Consider the following 25660-nt stretch of genomic DNA (forward strand, 5'->3'; position numbering starts at 1 on the left):
GATGCCCGTCATCCCTGACGCAACGCAAGGACACCCAACCCGCGCAGACCAAACACGCGCACTTCCAACGCGCCAAACCCACCCACCCAAACCCACCCCACCAGCCGCAGACGCAACCAAGACGACAGGCACAACCCACCAGGCGCAGACGCAATCAAGACGGCAAGTGCAACCCACCAAGCGCAAACGCAACCGGAACGGCAAGTGCAACCCACCAGACGCAAGCGCAACCGAAACGGTGAGCGCAACCCCCGCACCATGGGGGCGTCCGGGGGCTCGGCCCCCGGTAGCAGACATAACGAGAAAATCCCCCCACCCGCGCCATCAGCGGGTAGAGGGATGCCAGATTTTCTCGTGGAGCCCAGGAGAATCGAACTCCTAACCCCCGCCTTGCAAAGGCGGTGCTCTGCCAATTGAGCTAGGGCCCCTAGTTTGTGCTGCTCTCGTCAGTGAAGACCATCCGGCCTCGTCCTGACTGCGCCAACCTCATCACCCTCGCCTCGCCGACCCGATGGGCTGGTCTGGCAGGTAGGCCTGGCGGGTAGGCCTGACCGCTGCGGTCTTATCGCAGGTCGGGTGCCGTGGTGGCTTCGTGCCAGAGGGCTCTCTCGTCGCTGGAGGCCTTGACCTTCTTGACGACCAGTGCCGTCGCGCCGATGATGCCGGCGACGATCAGGAGCTTCTTCAGCATTGCCGGTCCCCTTGGCTTTGCGGTGGAGGACTGTGTGGTGGGGCTAGATGGAATCGAACCATCGACCTCAGAGTTATCAGCTCTGCGCTCTAACCGACTGAGCTATAGCCCCTCAACAGCGATACGAAGATTACCGTAACCGCCTGGCCGCACCCAAATCGGGGGCGGCCGCCGCGCGAAGGCGGCGACCGCTACCCGTTTGACCTGCTGTTTTAGTCGCGCTCGGCGAGCGTGAGCTCGACGCCGCCGACCAGGTCGGCGCAGACGTTGTAGATGAACGCGCCGAGCGTGGCCAGTGCGGTGAAGAGGACCACGTTGACCGCGCCGATGAGCATCGAGGTGCCGATGACGCCCCAGGCGGTGATGCGGAAGCCGCCGCCGGCTGCCGCGTCGGTGCCGCCGCTGGCGTTCACGAGGGACTCGAGGCTGGTGTTGACCTCACCCCAGACGCCCATGGCGTCGAGGGCCAGGTAGAGCACCGAGGTGGCCACGACCACGACGATGAACAGGACGACGGAGACGGCGAAGGCGAACTTCATGACGGACCAGGGGTCGATCCGTTTGAGGTTCAGGCGGGCCCGGCGCGGACCGCGCGCGGCGGCCGAGGAGACCGTCGAGCGGGCCGAGCGGACAGCCTCGGACACCCGAGCGGCGCCCACGGCACCAGCGCCACCGCCGGCGCTGACCGTTGCCGCGCCGGAGGGGCGTTTGGGGGCCTCTCCGGGTCGCTGGGGGGCCGTTGCGGGCTGGGCGGGGGGTGGGGTTACCGACGCGCGTCCGGGCTGGGTGCCCTGCGCTCCGGTGCCACCGCTCTTGCCCTTGGTGACGATCGGCACAGAAGCCGATCCTTTCGCACCCGCAGGGCCGCCCGGCCGTTTGCCATCGGCCGGGCTTTCGCTGTCGGCGGCAGGTTCACCCGGCGGCGGGGGCATCCCCGGGGCGCGAGTGAACTTCGGCGTGGACGAAGGGTCCGCGGGGACCGTCGCGCGCCCGCTCGATGCGGCGCCGTCTTTCTTCGGCTCCGCATCGCCGGGTGTCGCCGAGGACCCCGGACCCCCCGACTTCGCCTGTGTCTCCGGCATCAACTAGTCCTGTTCGTCAGGCTCGTCGGCATTGCGAGCAAGCGCCACGATGGTTACACCTTCTGGGAGGTCCATCAGCTTGACCCCCATTGTGTTCCGATCCCGTGTGCGCCGTACAGGCTTCACGGGAGTCCGGATGACACCACCATTGCTGGTGATGGCAAACAATTCATCCTCAGGATCGATCACGAGCGCTCCGACCAGACCACCACGACGCTCTGTGATCTTGGCGGTCAGCACGCCCTTGCCGCCCCGTCCCTGCACGGGATACTCCTCGATCGGCGTCCGCTTGGCATACCCGCCATTGGTGGCGACCAAAACGTCCATGCCATCACGAACCACCTCCATCGCGAGTAGCTCGTCGTTGTCGCCGAAGCGCATGCCGATAACACCGGACGTTGCCCGTCCCATCGGCCGCAGCGCTTCGTCGGTCGCGTTGAAGCGGATGGCCTGGGCTTTCTTGGACACCAGGAGAAGATCGTTCTCCGGTGCCGCCAGTGCAGCGCCCACCAACTCGTCATCCTCCCGCAGGTTCACGGCGATGATGCCACCGCTGCGGTTGGAGTCAAATTCCTCGAGTCGGGTCTTCTTCACGAGGCCATTCTTGGTGGCGAGCACAAGGTACGGCTCGACCTGGTAGTTCGGGATCTGGATGATCTGCGCGATGTGCTCGTCCGGAAGGAAGGCGAGCAGGTTGGCGACGTGCTGACCCTTCGCCGTCCGGTTGGCTTCGGGCAGTTCGTACGCCTTCGCCCGGTATACCCGGCCCTTGTTCGTGAAGAACAGGATCCAGGAGTGCGTCGAGATGACGAAGAAGTGGCTGACGATGTCGTCCTGGCGCAGGGTTGCGCCGCTCACGCCCTTGCCGCCGCGCTTCTGCGACCGGTAGAGGTCGACCTTCGTACGCTTGGCATAACCGGTCCGTGTGATCGTCACCACAACGTCCTCGCGCGCGATGAGGTCTTCCATCGAGACCTCGCCGTCGAACGGGATGATCTGGGTCTTCCGGTCGTCGCCGAACCGGCTGACGATCTCGGCGAGCTCCTCGGAGACGATCGCCCGCTGCCGCTCCGGCTTGGCGAGGATGTCCTGGAGATCCGCGATCTCGATCTCGATGCGGCCGAGCTCGTCGACGATCTTCTGACGCTCGAGAGCGGCCAGCCGGCGCAGCTGCATGTCCAGGATCGCGTTGGCCTGGATCTCGTCGACCTCGAGCAGCTGCATCAGGCCCTGGCGCGAGTCGTCGACCGTCGGCGAGCGCCGGATCAGGGCGATGACCTCGTCGAGCATGTCCAGCGCCTTGACCAGGCCGCGCAGGATGTGCGCGCGCTCCTCGGCCTTGCGCAGGCGGTATGCGGTCCGCCGGCGAATGACCTCGATCTGGTGGTCGACGTAGTACGTGATGAACTGCGCGAGGTTGAGCGTGCGCGGCACCCCGTCGACCAGCGCCAGCATGTTGGCGCCGAACGTCTCCTGCAGCTGGGTGTGCTTGTAGAGGTTGTTGAGGACCACCTTGGCGACCGCGTCGCGCTTCAGGACCAGGATCAACCGCATGCCCGTACGCCCGGACGACTCGTCTCGGATGTCCGCGATCCCGGTGAGCTTGCCCTCCTTGACCAGCTCGGCGACCCGCTCGGCGAGGTTGTCCGGGTTGACCTGGTAGGGCAGCTCGGTGACGACCAGGCACGGCCGGCCCCGGGCGTCCTCCTCGACCTCGACCACCGCGCGCATCCGGATCGAACCGCGACCCGTGCGGTAGGCGTCCTGAATCGCCTGCTGACCGACGATCAGGCCCTTGGTCGGGAAGTCGGGACCCTTGACGATCTCCAGCAGCGCTTCGAGCGTCGTGGCCTCGTCGGTCTCGGGGTTGTCGAGGCGCCACTGCACGGCCGCGGCGATCTCGCGCAGGTTGTGCGGCGGGATCTTGGTGGCCATGCCGACCGCGATGCCCTCGGAACCGTTGACGAGCAGGTTGGGGAACCGCGCCGGCAGGATCGTGGGCTCCTTGGCCCGGCCGTCGTAGTTGTCCTGCATGTCGACGGTGTCCTCGTCGATGTCCCGCAGCATCTCCATGGCGAGCGGCGAGAGCTTCGACTCGGTGTACCGCATGGCGGCCGGCGGGTCGTTACCCGCCGAGCCGAAGTTGCCGTTGCCGTCGATCAGCGGGTAGCGCAGCGACCAGGGCTGCCCCATCCGGACGAGCGCGTCGTAGATCGACGAGTCACCGTGCGGGTGGTAGTTGCCCATCACGTCGCCGACGACACGCGCACACTTGACGTAGCCGCGGTCCGGGCGGAAGCCCGAGTCGTACATCGCGAACAGGATCTTGCGGTGCACCGGTTTGAGTCCGTCGCGGACGTCCGGCAACGCGCGCCCGACGATCACGCTCATGGCGTAGTCGAGGTACGAGCGCTGCATCTCGACCTCGAGGCCGACCGGCTCGACCCGCTGGCCGACACCGCCGCCGACGACGTCCTGTGGTTCCTCGGCGGGGTTCTCGGGAGTATCCGTCACAGTTAACCCTTACTCACGGTCAAACCCGACAAACGGGCTTGAAACACGCATCTCGCTGTGGATAACGCTGTGGAAATCAGTGAAACGCTGTGCATAACCCGAGGTGAGCGACGTCGTGAGACGCCGCTCACTCCAGGATCAGATGTCCAGGAAGCGAACATCCTTGGCGTTGCGCTGGATGAATGAGCGGCGGGCTTCGACGTCCTCACCCATAAGGACGCTGAACAACTCGTCCGCCGTTGCAGCGTCGTCGAGAGTCACCTGACGCAGCGTGCGGGTCGACGGGTCCATCGTCGTGTCCCACAGCTCGTGGAAGTTCATCTCGCCGAGACCCTTGAACCGCTGGATGTCGTCCGGCTTGGCGTTCGCCTTCTTCTGCTGACGCAGGGCGATCAGTCCGTCGCGTTCGGCGTCGGAGTATGCGTACTGGGCGTCGTCCCCGCGCTTGTTCCACTTGATCTTGTAGAGCGGCGGGGCGGCCAGGTAGACGTGCCCCAGCTCGACCAGCGGCCGCATGAAACGGAACAGCAGGGTCAGCAGCAGCGTCTGGATGTGCTGGCCGTCGACGTCGGCGTCCGCCATCAGCACGACCTTGTGGTAGCGCAGCTTGGCGACGTCGAATTCCTCGTGGATGCCGGTGCCCAGCGCGGTGATCAGCGCCTGGACCTCGTTGTTCTTCAGCACCCGGTCGATCCGGGCCTTCTCCACGTTGAGGATCTTGCCGCGGATCGGCAGGATCGCCTGGATCTGGCTGTCGCGGCCCTGCTTGGCCGAGCCGCCGGCCGAGTCGCCCTCGACGATGAACAGCTCCGACACCCGCGGGTCGGTCGACTGGCAGTCGGCCAGCTTGCCCGGCATCGAGCCGGACTCGAGCAGCGACTTGCGCCGGGCCAGCTTGCGGGCCTGCTGGGCGGCGATCCGCGCGCGGGCCGCCTGTGAGGCCTTGGTGATGATCTGCTTCGCGTCGGCCGGGTTGCGGTCGAACCAGTCGGCGATCCGCTCGTTGGCGATCTTCTGCACGAAGCTCTTCATGTCGGTGTTGCCGAGCTTCGTCTTCGTCTGACCCTCGAACTGCGGGTTCGCCAGCTTCACCGAGATGATCGCGGCGAGACCCTCGCGGATGTCCTCGCCGGAGAGCTTCTCGTCACCCTTGAGGAACTTCTTCTCCACGCCGTAGCGGTTGACGATGCTCGTCAGCGCGGCGCGGAAGCCCTCCTCGTGGGTGCCACCCTCGTGGGTGTTGATCGTGTTGGCGAACGTGTAGACCGACTCGCCGTACGACTCGTTCCACTGCATGGCGATCTCGAGGGCCATGCCCTCGTCGTTCGCCTCGGCCTCGAACTCGATCACGGACTTGTGGATCGGGGTCTTGGTGGCGTTCAGGTGGCGTACGAAGTCGGCGATGCCGTTCTCGTACATGAAGGTGACCTCGCGGCCCTTGCCGTTCTCGTCCAGGTGGTCGGTGCGCTCGTCGGCCAGGTGGATCGTCAGGCGCTTGTTGAGGAACGCGTATTCCTGGATGCGGCGGTAGATCGTCTGCCAGTCGAACTCGATGGTCTCGAAGATCGTCGGATCGGGCCAGAACTGCACCATCGAACCGGTCTTGTCGGTCGCCTCGCCCTTCTCCAGCGGGCCCGGCTTGGACGCGGTGTAGTGCTGCCGGTAGACGTTGCCCGACTTGTTGATCTCCAGGAACATCTTCGTGGACAGCGCGTTGACCACGGAGACACCGACACCGTGCAGACCACCGGAGACGGCATACGCCTTGCCGTCGAACTTGCCACCGGCGTGCAGGACGGTCAGCGCGACCTCGACACCGGGCTTCTTCAGCTTCGGGTGCAGGTCGACCGGGAAACCGCGGCCGTTGTCGGTGACCGAGACACCACCGTCGGCCAGCAGCCGCACGTCGATGGTGTCGCAGTAGCCCGCGAGCGCCTCGTCGACGGCGTTGTCGACGACTTCCCAGACCAAGTGGTGCAGGCCACGCTCGCCCGTCGATCCGATGTACATACCGGGGCGCTTGCGGACCGCCTCGAGACCCTCGAGCACGGTGATGGAACCGGCACCGTATTCCTGCTTGTTCTCTGCCACCCTCGGCCACTTTCTCGCACCGGTCCCCTGAAGGGCCCGGTCACGGGGTTGGCGGAGCGGCCGGCGGAGAGCCGGCGGGCAGGGCCTGCCACAGTCGAGCGAGCCGCGAAGAGCAGGCGGACCACCGGTGGAGCCGAGCGCGCCGGTCGCCGCGGACGTCCCGCGGATCGTGATCGGCTGGGAAAATCGCATAGCGTGACGAAGGTTGCCCGAGCCGGGTTCACCGACATAGACGCCGGGTTTATCGACATGGAAGCTCCGACACGGGAGTGACTTTCCCGGTCTCCGTCGATTCTACTCCGTCGGGGCGAGTTATCGGGGGTCCGGCACCCTCGCGCGGGCACCTCAGATTGCCGTAGCGCGGAGAAGGGCCGCTCCCACGGGTCCCCCTACACGGATTGCGGCCCCTCCGCAACGGCGAACCATCGGGTAGGCGGCCGCCGGGGCGCGCCTGCCGCGGCCGAACGCCACGCGCTGCGACACTGCTTGACGACAGCCAGTCGTCCTCGACACTGCCTCGCGAAGGCGTACGGCAGTGTCGTAACCTCGCCCGCGCGGGCCGGGGGCAAGGCCGGACGGCCCGCAAACCGGTGGGTAGGTTCCCTCCGGGCGGTCACAGCCGGCAGGTCGAGGAAGGGTGGGCCCCATGGCGCACGACAAGGGGCTGGACAACGTGGCTGTGCTCTGGCCACGGACAAACCGGTTCTACGACCCGGTGGCGCCGGCGGAATTCGTCGATTTCGGCGCCGTCGCGGACGCACCGGACATCGCCGCGCCCACTGCTGCGCTGGCGCTGCACATCGCCAAGACCGGCACGGTGCGCGCCACCGCGTACACAGAGCTTGTTGATCTTCTGTTCGGGCTTGAGGGTGTGCTCTACGCCACTGACGCCGCGGCTGAGGACGAGGACCCGGTGATCGACCCCGACGGCTGCGCCTGGATCGCGGGCGGCGTCGAGCGCTTCGTCGAGGGCCACCAGCCCTACGGCGACCTCGTCACCTTCGACAGCGTCGCCACCGTCATGCGCGAGGCCGTCGCCGGCGGCCGGCTCGCCGAGCAGCAACTGCGCTGGCTCGACCAGCGCCTGACCGCCCTGCGCGACGAGGCGGGAAATGCTCCGCACTGGAGCTTTGCCCGCACCGAGCTGGCGATCCTGTCCGGCTTCTACCGCCGCTGCGCAGACCGCGGCTACGCAGTATTTGCTGACTATTAATTAGTTCGATCGCGCTGTGTCATTGGGTTCGATCGCTCATGCGCCGCTGGGAGCTGATGAGTTCGGGCCCAAAATCGACGTCGGCTTCGCCTGGCCGATTTTGGGCCCGAACTCATCAGCGCGGCAATTCGCTCCTCACCAACAGGAGCCGTGGGGCATAGGCCGGGGGCCGGGGCGTAGGCCCGGGGGCGTAGGCCGGGGGCCTGGCGCCGTGGGCTTAGCCGTAGGTGTCTCTGGGGCCTCGGCCTTGGACTCGGCGGGGGCCCTTGTTCCAGGAGGGGGCTGCTGGGCCGTGGATGTTGAGGCGCTTTACGACGTTGTGGCCTACCTCCGCCGCGATGCTCTTCAGGAGGCGGGCGGTCAGCAGGCGGAGCTGGGTGGCCCAGGCTGTGGACTCGGCCTCGATTTCCAGGACGCCGTCTTCGAGTTTCAGGGGGCGGCTGTGTTTGGCGATGTCCTCGCCTACGACCTTTTCCCAGGCGCCGAAGACCGTGGCTTCTGCGGCCGGTTTTTGCCAGCCGCGTTGTTTCATGATGTTTGCCAGGACCGAGCCGAAGAGCTGTGGGTCGCGGGGGTCGGGGCCCGGACCTGAGTAGCCGCGCAGGCGTTTGCCGCTGGCTTGGGCGATTTCTGTACGGCGGCGATGCTGCTGTGACACCCGGCGCTTGGCGAGTGCGGCGTCCAGGACTGCGCGTGCGAGCTCGGGCCCGGCAACCTTGGGAGCCTCCGCGCCCTCTGTGGCGGCCGCTGGTGGCTTTTTGGCGCTCTCCTCAGACACGGGTCACCGTTCCTGGTCCGACGTCGTAGCGGGCCCCCTGGAGGGTCGCCGGCACATCCTCCGGCACCGCGCACGTCACCAGCAACTGTGCGGCGTCCGCGACCAGGGCCGCAAGGCGTTCCCGGCGACCGGCGTCCAGCTCGGCGAATACGTCGTCGAGGATCAGCACCGGTTCGATGCCGTCGGTGCGCAGGAGGTCGTACGCCGCCAGTCGGAGGCCTAGCGCGAACGACCAGGATTCGCCGTGGCTCGCGTACCCCTTGGCGGGAAGTTCTCCCAGAGCCAGGGTGAGATCGTCGCGGTGCGGGCCGACCAGAGTGACCCCCCGCTCGATCTCCGCGGAGCGTCGCTCTTCGAGCGAGGCGAGGATCGCCTCTTGCAGGGCTGGGCGGTCCGGCGCCAGGCCTTCACCGAGCCTTGATGTGTACGCGATGGAAGCTGACGTCCGTCCGGCAGCGACCGCGTCGTACGCCTTGGTCAGGTGCGGGCCGAGCGCCGCCACCAGCTCGATCCGGCCGGCCAGCAGCTCGGCACCGTGCTGCGCCAGGTGCTGGTCCCAGACGGCGAGCGTCGAGAGGTCCTGCCCACGCGTCCCGCCAACCTTGCGAGTGAGGTACGCGGTCCGCAGCAGCGCGTTACGTTGCTTCACCACGCGGTCGTAGTCGGCGCGTACCCCTGCGTAGCGAGGCTGACGTGCGACGAGCAGGTCGTCCAGGTAGCGGCGGCGCTCACTCGGGTCACCGCGGACGAGTTCGAGGTCCTCCGGGGCGAAGAGCACCATGCGCAGGGCACCGACGATCTCGCGCGAACGGCGTACCGGTGATCTGTTGAGCCTTGCCCGGTTGGCCCTGCCCGGCACGATCTCGAGCTCGACCAGGAGCTGGCGTCCATCGTGGACGATCTCGCACCGAATCACGGCAGAGGTCGCCCCGGCCCGGACCAGCGGCGCGTCGGTGGCCACCCGGTGACTGTCCAAGGTGGCCACGTACCCGAGGGCCTCGATCAGGTTCGTCTTGCCCATGCCGTTCTGGCCGACCAGAACGGCGACGCCGGGGTCGAGATCGACCGCCACCCGCTCGTACGAACGAAAGTCGGTGAGCTCGACCCGGCGCACGTACATGGATCAGCGCTTGACGGCGTGGCCGCCGAACTGGTTGCGCAGAGCGGCGATCGCCTTCATTGCCGGCGAGTCCTCCTGGCGCGACTGGAAACGAGCGAACAGCGACGCCGCGATGGCGTTGGCCGGCACGGCGAGACGCACGGCCTCGTCGACGGTCCAGCGGCCCTCGCCGGTGTCCTCCGCGTAACCGCGGATGTTCGCCAGCTCCGGGTCCTCGTCGAGGGCCCGGTCCAGCAGGTCGAGCAGCCACGACTTGACGACGCTGCCCTCCCGCCAGCTCTTGATGACGGCGGGTACGTCGTCGACGAGCTCGGCCGCCTTGAGGATCTCGTAACCCTCGGCGTACGACTGCATCATCGCGTACTCGATGCCGTTGTGGATCATCTTCGAGTAGTGGCCGGAACCGACCTGACCGGCGTGCGCGAAGCCGTACGGGCCGGCCGGCTTGAGCGCGTCGAAGATCGGCTGCGCCTTCGCGACGTTGTCGGCGTCGCCGCCGACCATCAGTGCGTAACCGTTGGTCGCGCCCCAGACGCCACCGGAGACGCCACAGTCCAGGTAGCCGATGCCCTTGACGGCGAGACGCTCGGCACGCGGGCCGTCATCGGTGAACTTCGAGTTGCCACCGTCGACGATCACGTCGCCCTCGGACAGCAGGTCCGCGAGCTGGTTGATCGTGTCTTCGGTGATCTGACCGGCCGGAACCATCGTCCAGACGACACGCGGCGCGGCGAGCTTGCTGACAAGCTCCTCCAGGCTCGCGACGTCCGTGACATCCGGGTGGTGGTCGAAGCCGACCACTTCGTGGCCGGCGGCGCGCAGGCGATCGCGCATGTTGCCGCCCATCCGGCCGAGCCCGATTAGGCCGAGCTGCATGGTGTTCCCCCTAGGTGAGTGTTTCTTCAGGCCCAGTATCAGCGAGTTACCCGAATAGGCATGATCAGATAGCGGTATCCGGGCTTGATTTCGCCGTCTTCGTCTGCGGGGGAGATCACAGCGGGCTTGAAAGCGTCGACAAATGAGAGTACGGCGGTCGACGCGCCGAGGTTCTGCAAACCGTCGATCAGGTACTGCGGGTTGAAGCCGATGGTCAGCGGCTCACCGGTGAAGGCTGCCTCCATGGCCTCGCTGGCCCGCGCCTCCTCGGTGCCACCAGCCTCGACGACCAGGCCATCCTCGCTGAAACTCAGCAGCACGGGGGTCGTGCGCTCGGCCACCAGGGCGACCCGGCGAACCACCTCGACGAGACCGGCGACGCTGACATTCGCGTGCGCGTTCTGCGTCGACGGGAAGATCGAGCGCACCGGCGGGTAGTTGGCACCGTCCAGCAAGCGGCTCGTGGTGCGCCGTGCGCCGCCCGCGAAGCCGACCATGCCCTCGCCGGCGTTGCCCTGAGATAGGGCGAGCGTCACAGCGCCACCGACCGGGCCCATGGCCTTCGCGGTGTCGTTCAGCGTCTTCGCCGGGATGAGCGCGTTGAGGCTGATCTCGGAATCGTCCGGGTTCCACTCGAGCTCGCGCATGGCCAGCCGGTAACGGTCGGTGGCGAGCATCGTCATCGTCGAACCGTCGAGCTCGACCCGCACACCTGTGAGCATCGGCAGCGTCTCGTCCCGCCCGGCCGCGATGGCGACCTGGGCGACGGCGACAGCGAACGTCTGCGCGTCGACCGTGCCCGCGCTGGAGGGCATGTCCGGCAGCGACGGGTAATCCTCCACAGGCATCACCGGGAGGGTGAAGCGGGCACTGCCGCAGACGAGCTCCAGGTGGGAGCCGACCGCCGCGATGTCCACCGGCTTGGCCGGCAGTGCCTTGGTGATTTCGGCGAGCAGGCGACCGGAGACGAGAGCGGCGCCGTCGGCGTCGGCCTGCACCTCTACGGAGACCTGACTCGAGACCTCGTAATCGAAGCCGGAGACCTGCAGCTTGCCGTCGGTCACGCGGAGCATGACGCCCGCCAGAACCGGCACCGACGGTCGGCTGGGGAGGCTCTTAGCCGTCCACGCCACGGCGTCGGCGAGTACGTCACGCTCCACCCGGAACTTCATGCCATGCCCTCCGCGTCACTTTCTTGACTTCTCTGACTGCTCGTCTGCTCAACGAGCCAGCTTCGGATGTGCTGATGGAGCCCTCTGACTCTATGGCGAGCGGTGGTCATGCGTCCGCCCGCCCCCCGGTGCTGAGAAGTTGACCCGAGCCCGGATCGAGCCTCGAGCAACTCATTCACACCTTCCCCAGCCCTGATGATTGATCTTCAAATTTTCCGGGAGAGAGAACAGTCGTAATCATCGGTCCTGTGCATAGTGTGGATATCTCGTGTTGTCGCAGGTCAGAGAGTTATCCACCGGTGATTCACATGTGGGTAACCAGGGTACGAACCGAGCTGGTTGTCCACAGTTGGCGTCCCGACCAAAGTTGTCCACCGTTGTCCACCGGTTATCCACCGGATATCCACCGGGTTTGTCCCCCGACCTGTGGATGACGCCGGAACGCTACCGACACGTCGTCCACAGAACCTTCAACAGGGTTTCCACATCCAGTGGGGGTAGGTGGAAAACTTTGTGACTCTCAGTGATTATCCACATCGATTTCCCCAGGGCCAGTCCACATCTGTGGGTAACCGGCGCCAAAGTTATCCACCGTTGGGGACAACAACCTGTGGATGCCTGTGAATTAGTGTGGATAACGTTGGCACGAAACGGTCCCGTCCCACCGTTGACAAACCCGGGACCAAAGTGCCTCTGACCAGCCCTGGTTGCGGCCTGATGAACCTCCCCCTCGGGCAGACATTTCGGTCACCTCTGTGGACTGAGGTGTGGATAACCGGTGCACAACTTTGTGTCTGCGCAGCTCACGCCGGTGCCGTTCGTTGTCCCCAGCCCGGTCGAAAAAGATTTCGCGGGCCTGGCGGGCAAGGCTGTGAAATTTCTGCGGTGGAGGCCGGTTTGGTGCCTGTGGATGAGGGCTGGCTGTGTTGCTGGCGTCCGCTTTGGACCGGGGCGGCTGGCGGCGGGATCTGTAGGTGATGTGCGGCGGCTTCACGACACCGGCGGTGCAGGCGTGGCTTGTCGGTTGGCGTCCGTCCGCTTGGTTCTCGGGTGCACCGCCGTCTTCGCTGTTCGTCGGATCCCTGGCTTGCGGCTGTTCGCGCTCAGGCAACGTCCGAGGATTCGTGGCTGGTGGGATGTCACGCTTCAGCCTCAGCCGTTGGTCCATGACCCCGGTCGTGGCTGGCCTGCGGCGGCCGCCAGTAGTTGTGAGCACCCTGCGTCATCCTCGCGGCCAGCATTCGGGGCGTTCGCAGCATCGGCACTTTGTATGGGTGGCGCAGCGAGCGGGTGATCAGGCCGCGTGATCGCTTGATCATCGGAGTGCCGGAGTGCCGGAGTGCCGGAGTGCCGGAGTGCCGGAGTGCCGGAGTGCCGGAGTGCCGGAGTGCCGGAGTGCCGGAGTGCCGGAGTGCCGGGTCGCTCAGCGGGTTGGTTGGTAAGTGGCTGAGAGGCCCCGGTTGCTGAGCGGGGTGACTCACAGGCTCAGCGGCGCACAGTCTCAGCGCGGCGGCACAGCCTCAGCGGCGGCACGAGCTCAGCGGCGGCACAGCCTCAGCGCGGCGGCACAAGCTCAGCGCGGCGGCACAAGCTCAGCGGCGGGACAAGCTCACAGGCTCAGTAACTTGGTGGGCCTGTGGTTGGTGGCGTGGTCGCTTTGATCGCCTGGGGGCCTGGTTGGTGTTCGCCCTGGCTGAACAGTGCGGGTGTCTGCGGCTCGAGCGGTGACATGGGCAAGCAGGACACCGGAGGTGTTGTCGGGAGGCGGGCTTGCTGAGATCGGGGACGGGCGCGACCAGAGATGAGCGTCGGATATGTACAGCCCCGGGACTGGCGGGTTGGTTACGTCAAGGGCGGATGTCTGACCGCTGGAGTGTGGCCGGCCGATGTGGGATGTCGGCGTTGGCTGCGTTGTGCACAGGGTCGCCGCACATGGAAGCAGGCTGACGGCAGGTGCAGGTGCAGGTACCGATGCGGACCGGCGGGTGTTCATGCTTGGCCGGGCGGTTGCGCCGCGACGGCGAACAAGATCCACATCGGACCGCAGGGCGAACGTGATCTTCTCGTCGGTGGCGAGCGTTAGAGGCCGGGCCGCTGGGGAATTTGCCTGCGCTTTCGGCGGGGAGATTGCTGCGCTTGGGCAGCGTTGCCGGGCGGTAATTGGTGCGGCGCTGTAGGCGAGACGGTGTTGCAGGGATGCCCGGCAGCGGGGGACGGCCTGGAGTGGTTACGGCCTGGCCGAGGAGGCGGATTCGCGGGGTTTGCGGTTGGGGGCGCCGCCGGGCGTACTTGTAGGTGTCAGGTGTTTTGTTTGATGCGGTTTGTTAGTTCTGCGATCTGGTTGTAGAGGGAACGGCGTTCGGCCATGTGCTGGCGGATTTTGCGGTCGGCGTGCATGACTGTGGTGTGGTCGCGGCCGCCGAAGGCTTGGCCGATTCTTGGCAGCGAGAGGTCGGTCAGTTCTCGGCACAGGTACATGGCGACCTGGCGGGCGTTGACCAGGACTCGGGAGCGGGAATGGCCGCGGAGGTCTTCGAGGCTGACGCCGAAATAGTCCGCTGTGGAGACCATGATCTGGTCCGCGGTGATTTCCGGGCCGCCGCCGTCGGGCATGAAGTCGCGGAGTACTTCTTCGGCCAGGGACAGCTGCACCGTGGAGCGGGTGAGGCTGGCGAAAGCCGTTACCCGGATGAGGGCGCCTTCGAGTTCGCGGATGGAGCTCGAGACCCTGGAGGCGATGAATTCGAGGACGTCGTCGGGCGCGTACATGCGCTCCTGGGCGGCCTTTTTCTGCAGGATCGCGATGCGGGTTTCCAGGTCGGGGGGCTGGATGTCCGCGAGCAGGCCCCATTCGAAACGGGTTCGCATGCGGTCCTCGAGGGTGGCCAGCTGGCGCGGGGAACGGTCCGAGCTGATCACGATCTGCTTGTTCGCGTTGTGGAGCGTGTTGAATGTGTGGAAGAACTCTTCCTGCGTGCGCTCGCGGTTTTCCAGGAACTGGATGTCGTCGATCAGCAAGATGTCGACGTCGCGGTAGCGGCGCTGGAAGGCCTGCGTCTTGTCGTCGCGCAGGCTGTTGATGAAGTCGTTGGTGAATTCCTCGGTCGAGACGTAGCGGACGCTGCGTGCGTGACCGAGCGTCGTGGCGTAATGACCGATGGCGTGCAGCAGGTGGGTTTTCCCCAGGCCGGAACTGCCATAGATGAAGAGCGGGTTGTACGCCTTCGCCGGCGACTCCGCGACCGCTACCGCCGCCGCGTGGGCGAAACGGTTGGACGAGCCGATGACGAATGTCTCGAACATGTACTTCGGGTTGAGCCGGTTGCCGTCGTTGCCGCCGGGGCGCTGACCGCCCTGCTGGTTCCCGAGCGGCGAGCGGCCGGGACCGTTGTCGCCGCCGTGGCGCATTTGCAGGGTGTCGTCGCGGCGGTCCTGACCCTGCATTCCCATGCGGTCGTCGGAGCGGCGCTGGTTGTCACGCAGCTGGGACTGCTCGCCGGCCATCCGGTGACCGACGGCGTCGTTCTGGCTGTCCTGGTAGTGCGGGACCTGGCGCGGGGGGTCGGCCTTCGGCTTTTCCTCGGCGAGGGTGTTTTTGGTCTGCTCGGGCTGGCCCATGGGCAGCGGCGCGGCGAACAGGGCCTCCTGGCCGTCGCGCGCCTGCGGCACACCATGGGCAAAGGGCACCTGGGCCGAGCCGGTCGGGCCGTCGTCGTAGGCCTGCGCGTCATAGGCCGAAGGCTGTGGATAACGATCCGGGTACGCCGGGGGCTGCGGGTCCGCGTAATGCGCCGGGGGCTGCGTCGGCGGCTCCGGCGGCGGGGTGCCGTAGACCGTGCCGGGACGTCCCGAACCGTCCTCAGGCGGGCGGACCGTGACGGCCACCTGGATGGGCCGGCCGAGTCGCCGGGAGAGAGCTTCGGTGATCGCGAGACGCAGCCGCGACTCGATCACGTCGCGGGTGTACGTGTCCGGGACCGAGAGGAGCGCAGTGTCCTCGACGATGGCGCGAAGACGGGTGAGTCGCAGGTAGGCGCGCTGCTGAGCGGACGCGATCTCGTCCGCCAACTCGTCCGTAGCCGCAGCCCAGACCCCGCCAAGGTCGACCGTGTCGGCCACCGCCGCGCCACCCCCATCGCCAACCGGAATCACCCGGTGGCCTTGTTCGGCTTCCGCCTTTGCCGCTACGCCGCCCTTGTGGGCAACGGACCGGCTTGACCCCCCAAGCCAGCACATCCAACGTGCTGAACGTGCACGGCGCACCGGCTTGTCCACAGGTTATCCACAACCTGTGCACTCGTCGGTATTCGCTCCCCGGCCGGATGGTCGGCAGACTTCCCGGAGCCTGTGCTGGCGCGGGAAAACAGGCTCACCGTGCCGAACGATTCACCGCCTCGTCCGGTTCCTGCCTCGGGTGCCACCGATGAGATCGGTGTCACTGATGAGGCCGGTGTCACCGGCGGCGCTGAAGACCAGCAAACGGGCACGCTAACAGCGCTGCCACCCCTGCATCAACCGGCGGTACCCACCCCGGGGCAGGCTTGGCACGAAAAGATTCACTCCGTGCGCGCCGCCACCGACCTGGGTGACGGACGGTACCGCACGCGCCGCGTTCGCGGTCGAAACAGTTGACCACCGCATCGGCCCTGCGTAGTCTCGGGCGGTTGCTCCGCCGCGCTCTGCTAAAGTGGCGTCTTGCAGCTTGATGCCCCCTGGACGTAGTACGAAGACGGAGTTCTGACGTGAGCAAGCGCACCTATCAGCCGAACAACCGCCGGCGTGCCAAGACCCACGGCTTCCGGCTGCGCATGCGCACCCGTGCCGGCCGCGCCATCCTTTCGACGCGTCGCACCAAGGGCCGCGCCAAGCTGTCGGCCTAGAGCCGACAGCTGACGGGCCGGATGCCCAGGTAGTCGTGCTGGCCGCAGCGCAACGACTGCGGCGTAGCAGCGACTTCGCCGCAGCGGTCCGTAATGGCCGCCGTGCCGGCCGTGGCACCGTGGTCGTCCATCTGCTTCTCGACGAGCCGGCGCAAGCCTCCGAGGCGCGCGCCGGCTTTGTCGTATCCAAAGCAGTGGGCAACGCGGTGGTCAGGAACAAGGTCCGCCGACGGTTGCGTCACCTTGTCCGACCCCGGCTCGGCGAGTTGCCCGAGGGCGCCTCGCTGGTCGTGCGGGCCTTACCTTCCTCAGCCGCGGCGTCCTTCGAGACGCTCGGCACCGACCTGGACGCGGCGATCGCCGCTGCTCGGTCGCCCAGGCGGCGGCGATGACACCCGTTGCCCGCCTGCTGACCGCGCCGATCGTCGCGTACCGTCGGTATATAAGCCCGGCGTTGCCGGCCCGCTGTCGGTTCTACCCCTCGTGCAGCGCGTACGCCCAGGAGGCGCTCGCGAAGCACGGCGCGCTCCACGGAACCGGCCTCGCGATCTGGCGGCTGTTGCGGTGTCACCCCTTCCACCCCGGTGGGTACGACCCCGTGCCCGACCCGATCCGTCACCGTCCTGCCGATGTGACTGGAGCATGAATTGAGTCTCGACTGGATCTACTTCGCCATTTCGTGGATCCTCCTGCGCTGGCATGCACTCTGGGACGCGATCGGCATTTCCGACGGTCGGGTGCTGGGCACCAACTGGGCCTGGATCCTCTCGATCGTCTTCCTGGTGGTGACGCTGCGCGTCATCCTCTTCCCCGTCTTCGTCAAGCAGATCAAGTCCCAGCGGGCCATGCAGGCATTGCAGCCCAAGGTGAAGGAACTGCAGGAGAAGCACAAGGGTGACCGGGAGACGCTCCAGAAAGAAATGATGGAGCTCTACAAGGTCGAGAAGGCCAACCCGCTCATGGGTTGCCTCCCGATGTTCCTGCAGATCCCCGTCTTCCTGGGCCTGTTCCACGTGTTGCGCCGGCTCAACCCGGACAACCCGCGACCCACCCTGTACGGCTGGACGGCCGACCAGTTCCGTGACGCGACCCACTCGGCGCTGTTCACGGTCCCGCTGCCGGCCAAGTTCGGCTCGTCCGCGGCCGAGCTGACCCAGCTGGGCTACACGGGCGCCGGCGTCACGGTGAAGATCATCGCCGGCATCCTGGTGCTGACGATGATGGCCACCACCTACCTGACCAGCCGTCAGATGATCCTCAAGACCGGTTGGGCCGAAGACCCGCAGCAGAAGATGATCCAGCGCCTGATGCTGTACGGCATCCCGCTGTCGCTGCTCGTCTCCGGTTCGCTGTTCCCGATCGGCGTGGTCATCTACTGGGTCACGAACAACCTGTTCAGCCTGGCCCAGCAGCAGTGGGTGCTTCGCAAGTTCCCGCCGCCGGCCATGGCCAACGCGAAGGCCGGCACCTCATCGGCCCGCCCCGCGACCAGCACGACCGTAGCGAAGAACGGTGCCAAGAGCCCGGTGCAGTCCGCCGGCCGTGGCCTCTTCGGCCGCAAGCAGGCAGAGCCCGAAGCGGCGACCCCGGTCGTCGACACGAAGGCCCTCGCGCCCAAGCCGGGCGCCAAGCCGATGAACCCGAAGAAGGGCACGCGGCCCGCCACCAAACCCAAGGGATGACGCAGCGACGGCCCGGCCACATCAGGCCGGGCCGCGCGCGACCCTGGTGAGGTGCGGCGACACAGACCTCCCCGCGTCGGCGATGGACTCCGCCGGAGCGGGAAACAGCGGACCGAGCAGGTCCGGCCCGAGAGTACGGAGATGAGACCGTGACCGACACCAGCACTCCCAGCACCGAGGAGACGACGGCAGCCGTCACCACGGAGCCGGCCGGTACCGAGGAGCCCAAGAAGTCGGAGAACGTGACGACCGACTCGGATCTGTTCAAGCAGAGCGAGGTCGCCGCCGACTACATCGAAGGCCTCCTCGACGTCCTCGACGCCGACGGTGACATCGACGAGCTCGTATCCGCCGGCCGCCCCATGGTCGAGGTCGTCGGCGGCGGCCTCCAGTCCCTGGTCGGCCAGCGCGGCGCCACCCTGGAAGCCCTCCAGGAGCTCACCCGCCTCGCGATCTTCCGCGCCACCGGCTCCCCCAGCCGCCTCCTCCTCGACATCGGCGGCTACCGCGCCACCCGCCGCAAGGAACTCGCCGCCGTGGCCCGCAACGCCGTCGAGAAGGTCAAGGAGCACGGCGACGCCGTCCGCCTCGAGCCGATGTCGGCCTTCGAGCGCAAGTGCGTCCACGACGTCGTCAACGCGATCTCCGGCGTTGAGAGTGAGTCTGAGGGCGTCGAGCCCAACCGGCGCATCATCATCAGCGCGGCCGGCTGATCTGATCTGATGACAGACCCACGCTCCGGCGCGGGAAAGCACGGCCCGGGTTCTTCGCCCGGGCCGTCTTCTTCTCCCGCCCCCATTTCAGTACGTTCAGAATCCACCGATCCCGAACTCTCCCCTGCGTCTGCGTCCGGGCCTGAGGTTGCGTCTGCGGCCAGGCGCCCGTCGGGGTCGGGGTCTGCGCCCTTGTCGGGGGCCTCGCCGTCTTCGGGGTCGGGGTCGTCGGGGCGGGCGTCCTCGCTTTCCTCGCTTTCTTCGCGGCGGGTTCCGGTTCGGGGGTTTCCTGGACGGAAGGGTGGCTCCTCTATTCGGAAGCCGGCCTCTGACGCTGTTCCTGCCGCTGAGGCGGTGCCCTCGCCTGCGTCGGGCACTGCTGCTGCTGACTCCGCGTCTGGCACTGGTTCTGCTTCTGCTGCTGGACCCGTTGCTCCTTCTGCTGCTGGACCCGTTGCTGCATCTGCTGCTGGGCCCGTTGCTGCGTCTCCTGCTGACCCTGTTCGCGACGTTGGCGTTGGCACGGTCCCTGCCGGTGCGTCTGGCCGTGCGGCTTCTGCAACTGCTTCTGGGCGTGCTGCCGCTTCTACCGTCGGGCAGGACCTTGTGTCTGTCGCTGGGCCTGAGGCGGACTCTGGCTCTGAGTCGGGGTCTACCGGTGTGTCTCACCGTGTGTCTGTCGTCGGGCAAGATCCTGTGTCTGCTGTTGAGCCTGACCCTGTGGCTATTGGTGGTTCAGATTCTGGGTTTGTTGCTGGGTCTGGGGCGGAGTCTGGCGCTCGGGAGGGCTTGGGTTCCGCGGCTGGAGAAGGCTCTGGCGGTGATTCAGTTCCCTCTGCGGGTCCTTCCGGTGCGGATGTCCTTGGGCCGCCTGCTGAGCACCTGGCGGCTGCGGAACGGGTCTTTGGGGAGCGGTTGGAGCTGGCGGGGCGGTTTGCTGAGCTGCTGGTGACCGAGGGCGTCGTTCGCGGGTTGATCGGGCCGCGGGAGGCGCCGCGGGTGTGGGAACGGCACCTGATCAACTGCGGCGTTATGTCCGAGATGATTCCGGTGGGCGCTTCGGTGATTGACGTGGGGTCTGGTGCCGGTTTGCCCGGTATCGTGCTGGCAGTGGCTCGGCCTGATCTCACGATCACACTGGTTGAGCCGCTGGCACGACGAACCGCTTTCCTCTCCGAAGCGGTGACAGCGCTCGGCCTCGATTCGACCGTCACGGTCCTGAGAGGTCGTGCGGAAGACGTCGCTGGTGGACCCCCCGCCCCCGCCGACGTTGTCACCGCCCGGGCGGTAGCGCCACTGGACCGGCTTGCCGGCTGGTGCCTTCCGCTCGCCGCCCTGGGCGGCCGGCTTCTGGCGCTCAAGGGTGCCTCAGCCGAGGAGGAGATAGCGGAGCACCGTGACGAGATCGCGCGCCTGGGCGGCGGCGACCCGACCGTCCGGCTCTGCGGGGCAGGACTGATCGATCCGCCGGCCACGGTTGTCGAGATCGTGCGCGAGCGACTCGTCGTGGCACCAGGGCCAAGGTCGTCCCAGCGGACGGCCGCCCAGGGCCGTTCCTCCGGCGCCGCCGGTGGTCGCGGTCCCGGGAAAAGGAGATCGCGGAGGGGTTAAATGGCCAGGCGGGGCGCGCGAAAGAAAACAGGGAAGATCCCGAGACCTACGCCCCCGCCTGGACAGCATCAGCATTTGGATTCGCGCTCGCCTGACTTCGGTTTTGATTCCGGGTTGTCAGAGGCCGGCCTTCTTGAGTCGACGCCGGGTGGGGCAGCAGACTTGGTCGCTGTCGATCGCCGTCCGGTCGCCTTTCGCCGCGGCTCTGGTCTCGGCCCTGGTCCCGGCTTCGGCTCCGGGACCGACTCCAGCTCTGGCTCCAGCATCGGGCCTAGCCCCAGCTCTGGCCTCAGCCCTAGCCCCAGTTCTGGCCTCAGCCCCAGCTCCAGCTCTGGCCTCAGCTCCGGTTCCGGCCCTAGCTCTGGCCCTAGCTCTCGCTCTGGCCCTAGCTCCGGCCTTGGCCCTGGCTTGAGTCTGGTCGGCTTTAGCGGGGTCGGTGGTTCCTCGGTTGAGTTGGCGTCAGCTGGGTTGGCTGGATTCGGGTTGTCGGATGTTGGATTGATGGCCGACCGTGTGTTGGAGCACGGCGCGATGGTCGCTTTTGGGGCGGCCACTTCGATCGCGGGCGTGGGTACGGCGGATGTTGACGTTGCGGATGCGTCCGGGGTGGCTGGGTTGTGGGGCGGGCCGGGCGGTGGCGGTTTTGGTTTGCCAGGTGGTCAGGGGGCTGATCCGAAGACCGGGGAGTCGGCGCGGGCTGGTACGGGCGTTGTGCTTGGGGGGATTCGGGGAGGGGCGGGAGATTCTGCCAGCGCCGGGGTTGCGGTTGTGGGGCTTGCAGCGCGTACATATATGAGGTTTTCGGGGTTGGGGTGGCCTTGTGGAAGTGTGCGTTGGTGCGGGGGGAAGTTGCGGCATGTTGCCGGATTTATGGTTTTCGAGGCGCCCGCGAATCTATCGGTCTCGACTCATCAGACGGACAGGCGTGGCACGCGTCGCCCGACGGCCGTAGGCTGGCCGCGCGTCGATAGTGTGGACCGGACGGCTGGCGTAGTAGACGCGCCGCCGCTTCCTGCCGGACCGCACGCTCGCGGTGCCGACTCCATCCAACCAGGCAGGGATAAAACGGTGCATGAGTATGGCAGGGGGCCCGACGGCGACCCCGGCTGGGACGGTGTTTCACGTGAAACCGAGCCTAACGCCGAGCCGGATCGGAGTGTGAGCTTGACCGTGACTTTCAACAGTGGAGACCAGGGCGTCCCGCAGCCACGTGCGGGCCAGGGACAGGTGTACGGCACCCCGGTGAGCGCTCCCGAACCAACTCCGTCCGACTCCCGTCGTACCGCTCCAGCGCCCCGTTCGGCGCCTCCTGCTGCTGTTCCGGCTGGCGTTACAGCCTCGGGCTCGGCGTCTGTGCCCAGCGAACTCTCCACCTCGCCGACCGGCGAATTCGCTACTCATCCTCACGGCGACTTGTCATCGCAGCCCACTTCGGGCGCCGCTGGTTTTGCCGTGCAGCCCACGTCGGGCGCGGCTGGCCTCGCAGCCGAACCCACGTCGGGTGCCGCTGCCTATTCAACACATCCCACCTCGGCCCCGCCGGTTTCGGCCCCGCCGGCTGCTCCCCAGGAAGCAGCCGAGCATGTTTCACGTGAAACGCCGACCCCGGATGAGGACGATCCGCCCCTTGCCATGGAAGCGTTGCGAGCTGTGCAGATCCTCAATCCGAGCGGCGAGATCACGATGCCGCGGCCCGCTCATCCCCGGGTGCTCGCCGTCGCGAACCAGAAGGGCGGCGTCGGCAAGACCACCACGACGGTCAACCTTGCTGTGGCGCTCGCGCTGCACGGTAACCGCGTCCTGGTGGTGGACCTGGACCCGCAGGGAAACGCCTCGACCGGCCTGAACGTGCCGCACCATGCGGGCGTACCCGACGTCTACGACTGCTTGATCGACAACGTGCCGCTGGCGGAGGTTGCGCAGGCAGTCGAGGGCATTCCGAACCTGTTCTGTGTTCCGGCCACGATCGACCTGGCCGGCGCGGAGATCGAGCTCGTCTCAGTCGTAGCGCGCGAGTCCCGGCTTGCTCGGGCGATCAGCGCTCACCCCGAGAAGTTCGACTATGTTTTCATCGACTGCCCGCCCTCGCTCGGGCTGCTCACGGTCAACGCGCTGTGCGCGGCACAAGAGGTGCTGATCCCGATTCAGTGCGAGTACTACGCGCTGGAAGGCCTCAATCAACTGATCAACAACATCAATTTGGTACGCCAGCACCTCAACCCGACGCTGGACGTCTCCACGATCCTGTTGACCATGTACGACCGCCGCACCCGCCTCGCCGATGCCGTTGAGCAGGACGTGCGGAACCACTTCGGTTCGAAGGTGCTCGAGGCGGTGATTCCTCGCAACGTCCGGGTGTCGGAGGCTCCCAGCTACGGCCAATCGGTGATGACCTACGATCCGGGATCGCGGGGTGCCACGAGCTACTTCGAGGCAGCTTTGGAGATTGCGAACCGCGGGGTCAACACGGGAGGCACGGCATGAAGAACCGTCCACGGGGTGGCCTCGGCCGCGGCCTGGGCGCGCTGATTCCCACAGCGCCGCCGGCGGAGGCACCACCGGCTGCGGAGACTGCCGCTTCGACGACTCCTCCCCCGCAGTATTCGGCGCCGTCAGCTCCCGTTTCCGCACCGCCCGTTGCCGCGCCTGCGGAGCCAGCCGCTCCCCCTGTTGACGACGGTGTCAGTCTGGCTCCCGTGCCGGGTGCGCGCTTTGCGGAGCTTGCGGTCACCTCGATCGTGCCCAACCCGAAGCAGCCTCGCCACGTCTTCGACGACGAGGCCCTGGACGAGCTCAAGACCTCGATCCAGGAAGTCGGCTTCCTCCAGCCCATCGTTGTCCGAGACATCGGCGACGGCACGTACGAGCTGGTCATGGGCGAACGTCGCTGGCGCGCAGCACAGGCGGTCGGCAAGGAATCGATCCCGGCCATCATCCGCGAGACCCGCGACGATGCGATGCTGCGCGATGCGCTCCTCGAAAACATCCACCGGGCGAACCTGAACCCGCTGGAAGAGGCGGCCGCGTACCAGCAACTGCTCGAAGAGTTCGGCGCAACCCATGAGGAGCTGGCGCGCCGCATAGGCCGTAGCCGCCCGCAAATCTCGAACACCATAAGGCTTCTCAACCTGCCGGCCCCGGTCCAGCGCCGGGTGGCCGCGGGCGTCATTTCCGCGGGTCACGCCCGAGCCCTCCTTAGCTTGGACGACAGCGACACCCAGGAAGACCTCGCGAAACGCATCGTGGCCGAAGGCCTCTCCGTACGCTCAACTGAGGAGCTCGTCTCCCTGGCAATCGCGGACGGCCCAGCCAAGAAGTCCACGCCGGCCCGCCGTGCCAAGGTCCACGCGCCGGCTTTGAACGACTTGGCAGACCGTCTCTCGGATCGCTTCGATACCCGGGTGAAAGTCGACATCGGCCGTAACAAGGGCAAGATCACGATCGAGTTCGCCACGGTGGATGACCTCGAACGGATCGTCGGAATGATCGGCGTGGAGGAAGAAGGCGCGGGCTCCACAGCGGAATGAGCGGTACGGGTGGCGGCGGCGGGGTCGCTATCCGAAGGAGACGACGGGCACGTGATTCGGCGGATCACGTGCCTTCTTCATGTCCGGGGTGTGAGGTGGCCGGCCGGGTTGCGTGAGTTCGGTTGGTGGGCGGCCTCGGTGATTCGCTTGGTCGGCGGGCTCCATGTGGTGGCCTGTCCCCCGAGGCTTCGACCGTGGTTGGCGTTGGTCTCCTCGTCTCGCGGTGCTTCGTCGACCTTGTTTGGTTTCTTCCTTCGGGATTGTTTTCTAGTTCCGTGGGCGCGGGCTGGAGTTGGAGCTTCCGTCGGCTTGTGCGCGACAGGGTGAGGCTGGTCGCTTCCAGCAACGGACTGAGCATGGCCGGTTGGGGTTACCGGAGATCGCGATCGCTGGCTTGGACGCCGGAGTGGCCGTCGGCGATCAACTTGGCCAGGGCGAGAGGTGCTTGGTCCACCACATTCGGTTCTGTCAGAACGATTCTCCTGGGATTTCGGATCTTCCGCTTCTGCCGGAGCAACCCAAATCTGACGCCCGATTTGCCCGGAATTCGGGTTGGGAGGTCTCTCGGATGCTTTCTGTCAATTTTGGCTGCTCCCTTGAAAGTTACATAGGTCTGTTGGAACGATGGGCTCTTGAAGATCGTTCGGGGACAACTTCGCTAGCCGGCAGCAGTCTTGAACGCCGTGAACTCTCCATGCACGGTCGACTTGATCGGCGGCGTATCAAGCGTCGGCGCGCCGATGTATGGCAACCGCGGTTCCCGTCGGCGGTGATCGGCTGCTGCGCATCTTCGCGGCGGCACCGCGGATTCTTGCCTGATCCGTCGAGGGTTGGGATCGCTGCCTATTGAAGGTTCTTGTGGTCGACAGTTATTGCAGGGTCGGCGTGATCGCCGGTCATCCTTCGCAAACGGCGAGACGTCCGTCGTCTGCCCTGCGGTTGGGTCGATTAGTTCAGAACGATCCTCGCTCCGGAGCGTCTTAGCGCTAACGTCTGGCGCGTGATGGCGGCGAGCATTCCCGAGTTGATCTCCTACGGAGCGGCGTCGGGCCCGGTGATGGATACCGTCGACTGTGGAAACCTCGGTGGCTGTGTCGCCTGGCCGTCGTCCGGACTTGCTTGGTGCGCTGGCTCGTGTTGCCCACAGGCTTAGTCCGTGCTGCGTTTCTTCTGCGAGCGTCCTTGGCGGCAGTTTGCGGTTGTGGGCTTGCGACACATGTACTGGCGCCGTTGCGTACTTGCCGACTGGTTGAGGGAAATCCGGCTGCTGGATCATTCGAGGAGTCCTGCTGTTTGGCTCGGAACGGACCTGCTTTCTCGAAGACAGAGGCCAGGCCGCCATGTCGAGCCAGCGGGAAGCCGACCCCTGGTTGGCGAGACCTGTGCAGCGAGTTTGGCTTTGCGCTTTGCCGGCCGGCCCTGTGTGCTGGACGCGGGGCGCGCAGCGATTCGATCGATCCCTCGTCGAGGGCCTGCCGGGTCCAGCCCGCCACTGAGGTAGACGCCGCGACCACAACGCCAGCTGAGTGCAATTTCAAGGTCTGGGCAGCAGCTGGCGGAGTCCAGGGCCGCCAAGTCTGAGAACGCGGGAGATGTGCAGGTCCGCCCCGCTGCTCGCCTTGAGCTTGCATCGCGGTTTTGGGGGTAAGTCCTCGTCTTGTTTCACGTGAAACGGATGCGCCGATAATTGCCCGGAGCCCGGAGCCCGGA

19 protein-coding genes and 2 tRNA genes are annotated in these 25660 nt (G+C 66.6%); 10 read left to right on the forward strand and 11 right to left on the reverse strand.

What is annotated here, in order from left to right:
• Positions 1–355 precede the first annotated feature (355 nt).
• The 6 genes from Aco04nite_RS14815 to gyrB form a co-directional block, all read right to left on the reverse strand.
• A tRNA-Ala gene (locus Aco04nite_RS14815) sits at positions 356–428 on the reverse strand.
• A gap of 134 nt (positions 429–562) precedes the next feature.
• Positions 563–691, reverse strand: a complete 129-nt coding sequence (locus Aco04nite_RS14820; RefSeq protein WP_212997815.1) for a DLW-39 family protein — start codon at positions 689–691, stop codon at positions 563–565.
• 35 nt (positions 692–726) lie between these two features.
• Positions 727–803 (reverse strand) — tRNA-Ile (locus Aco04nite_RS14825).
• Positions 804–903: 100 nt separating this feature from the next.
• Positions 904–1773, reverse strand: coding sequence for a DUF3566 domain-containing protein (locus tag Aco04nite_RS14830; protein WP_212997816.1), 870 nt, complete (start codon positions 1771–1773; stop codon positions 904–906).
• Positions 1774–1776: 3 nt separating this feature from the next.
• Entirely contained in the window at positions 1777–4287 is a 2511-nt protein-coding gene (gyrA, locus tag Aco04nite_RS14835) for a DNA gyrase subunit A (RefSeq protein WP_212997817.1), read from the reverse strand.
• Between the two features lie 138 nt (positions 4288–4425).
• A complete protein-coding gene (gyrB, locus tag Aco04nite_RS14840) occupies positions 4426–6378 on the reverse strand; it encodes a DNA topoisomerase (ATP-hydrolyzing) subunit B (RefSeq protein WP_203837273.1) in 1953 nt (650 codons plus the stop codon).
• A gap of 646 nt (positions 6379–7024) precedes the next feature.
• On the opposite strand from gyrB, the gene Aco04nite_RS14845 reads away from it, so the two are divergent.
• Positions 7025–7591, forward strand: a complete 567-nt coding sequence (locus Aco04nite_RS14845; RefSeq protein WP_203837274.1) for a hypothetical protein — start codon at positions 7025–7027, stop codon at positions 7589–7591.
• Positions 7592–7808: 217 nt separating this feature from the next.
• On the opposite strand, the gene Aco04nite_RS14850 is transcribed toward Aco04nite_RS14845, so the two are convergent.
• From Aco04nite_RS14850 to dnaA, 5 genes are all read right to left on the reverse strand, one after another.
• Positions 7809–8369, reverse strand: coding sequence for a DciA family protein (locus tag Aco04nite_RS14850; protein WP_212997818.1), 561 nt, complete (start codon positions 8367–8369; stop codon positions 7809–7811).
• Entirely contained in the window at positions 8362–9489 is a 1128-nt protein-coding gene (gene recF, locus Aco04nite_RS14855) for a DNA replication/repair protein RecF (protein WP_212997819.1), read from the reverse strand. Before recF ends, Aco04nite_RS14850 begins: the two co-directional genes overlap by 8 nt.
• Positions 9490–9492: 3 nt before the next feature.
• On the reverse strand, positions 9493–10365 hold the full coding sequence (gene gnd, locus Aco04nite_RS14860) for a phosphogluconate dehydrogenase (NAD(+)-dependent, decarboxylating) (RefSeq protein WP_212997820.1): 873 nt from the start codon (positions 10363–10365) through the stop codon (positions 9493–9495).
• Positions 10366–10403: 38 nt separating this feature from the next.
• Positions 10404–11537, reverse strand: coding sequence for a DNA polymerase III subunit beta (gene dnaN, locus Aco04nite_RS14865; RefSeq protein WP_212997821.1), 1134 nt, complete (start codon positions 11535–11537; stop codon positions 10404–10406).
• Between the two features lie 2298 nt (positions 11538–13835).
• Entirely contained in the window at positions 13836–15656 is a 1821-nt protein-coding gene (dnaA, locus tag Aco04nite_RS14870) for a chromosomal replication initiator protein DnaA (protein ID WP_212997831.1), read from the reverse strand.
• Between the two features lie 623 nt (positions 15657–16279).
• Between dnaA and rpmH the strand changes: the two genes are divergently transcribed.
• The 9 genes from rpmH (at position 16280) to Aco04nite_RS14910 (ending at position 23950) form a co-directional block, all read left to right on the forward strand.
• The gene (rpmH, locus tag Aco04nite_RS14875; protein ID WP_203837280.1) at positions 16280–16417 is read left to right on the forward strand and encodes a 50S ribosomal protein L34; all 138 of its coding nucleotides are present in this window, start codon (positions 16280–16282) and stop codon (positions 16415–16417) included.
• A gap of 35 nt (positions 16418–16452) precedes the next feature.
• Entirely contained in the window at positions 16453–16809 is a 357-nt protein-coding gene (gene rnpA / locus Aco04nite_RS14880) for a ribonuclease P protein component (protein WP_203837281.1), read from the forward strand.
• Positions 16806–17063 (forward strand): membrane protein insertion efficiency factor YidD, encoded by a 258-nt coding sequence (gene yidD / locus Aco04nite_RS14885; RefSeq protein ID WP_203837282.1) that lies wholly within the window; start codon positions 16806–16808, stop codon positions 17061–17063. The genes rnpA and yidD overlap by 4 nt, the downstream gene beginning before the upstream one ends.
• A gap of 1 nt (position 17064) precedes the next feature.
• Positions 17065–18099, forward strand: coding sequence for a membrane protein insertase YidC (yidC, locus tag Aco04nite_RS14890; RefSeq protein ID WP_212997822.1), 1035 nt, complete (start codon positions 17065–17067; stop codon positions 18097–18099).
• A gap of 149 nt (positions 18100–18248) precedes the next feature.
• The gene (locus Aco04nite_RS14895) at positions 18249–18812 is read left to right on the forward strand and encodes a Jag family protein (RefSeq protein WP_212997823.1); all 564 of its coding nucleotides are present in this window, start codon (positions 18249–18251) and stop codon (positions 18810–18812) included.
• Between the two features lie 301 nt (positions 18813–19113).
• The gene (locus Aco04nite_RS48815; protein ID WP_244876006.1) at positions 19114–19764 is read left to right on the forward strand and encodes a hypothetical protein; all 651 of its coding nucleotides are present in this window, start codon (positions 19114–19116) and stop codon (positions 19762–19764) included.
• Positions 19695–20423 carry a 16S rRNA (guanine(527)-N(7))-methyltransferase RsmG gene (gene rsmG, locus Aco04nite_RS14900; protein ID WP_244876005.1) on the forward strand — a complete coding sequence of 243 codons (729 nt, stop codon included), beginning with the start codon at positions 19695–19697 and terminating at the stop codon, positions 20421–20423. The genes Aco04nite_RS48815 and rsmG overlap by 70 nt, the downstream gene beginning before the upstream one ends.
• Before the next feature lie 1452 nt (positions 20424–21875).
• Entirely contained in the window at positions 21876–22907 is a 1032-nt protein-coding gene (locus Aco04nite_RS14905; protein ID WP_438874919.1) for a ParA family protein, read from the forward strand.
• A complete protein-coding gene (locus Aco04nite_RS14910) occupies positions 22904–23950 on the forward strand; it encodes a ParB/RepB/Spo0J family partition protein (RefSeq protein WP_212997825.1) in 1047 nt (348 codons plus the stop codon). Before Aco04nite_RS14905 ends, Aco04nite_RS14910 begins: the two co-directional genes overlap by 4 nt.
• Positions 23951–25660: the final 1710 nt, after the last annotated feature.

This window comes from Winogradskya consettensis, assembly GCF_018332715.1.
GTDB lineage: Bacteria > Actinomycetota > Actinomycetes > Mycobacteriales > Micromonosporaceae > Actinoplanes > Actinoplanes consettensis.